Origin of the sequence: Porcipelethomonas ammoniilytica (assembly GCF_025567485.1) — a bacterium.
In the GTDB taxonomy this organism is placed as follows: Bacteria; Bacillota; Clostridia; order Oscillospirales; family Ruminococcaceae; genus Porcipelethomonas; species Porcipelethomonas ammoniilytica.
Genome location: NZ_JAOQKH010000113.1, coordinates 1 through 379 on the forward strand (window position 1 = coordinate 1; position 379 = coordinate 379).

Here is a 379-nt window from a genome sequence, read left to right on the forward strand (position 1 = left end):
TCAAGGACGCAGGATTTGACGACAGGGCGTTGCTTTCGTGGCTTAAAACTAACGGATTGATTTTGACAAGAGGGCGCAGATTTACCCGTGGTAAACGTATTAACGGCGTTAATGTGGAATGCGTTGTAATGAAACTTCCGGTGGGTGAAGACGAAATAAATATTGAAGATTATGAAGACCTATTGTAATGTGGCACTGTTTGTGGCATTGTCTGTGGCAAAAGTGTCTATCAAGAAACGGCGCATTTACGAGGTTTGCGGGGCGTGTGGCACTGTGGCACATTTTCCCCCTATATATAAGATATATATTAAAATATATTATAATTTCCTCGTTTCAATAATAAAAAGTTTTTCTGACGAAACAATGCGCGATTTTGTGC

General features: G+C 40.4%; 1 protein-coding gene. It reads left to right on the forward strand.

The genetic code is table 11. The annotated features are described in order from the left end of the window. The coding region (locus OCV67_RS13550; protein WP_178085198.1) for a hypothetical protein at positions 1-188 on the forward strand (188 nt) is incomplete at its 5' end. Positions 189-379: the final 191 nt, after the last annotated feature.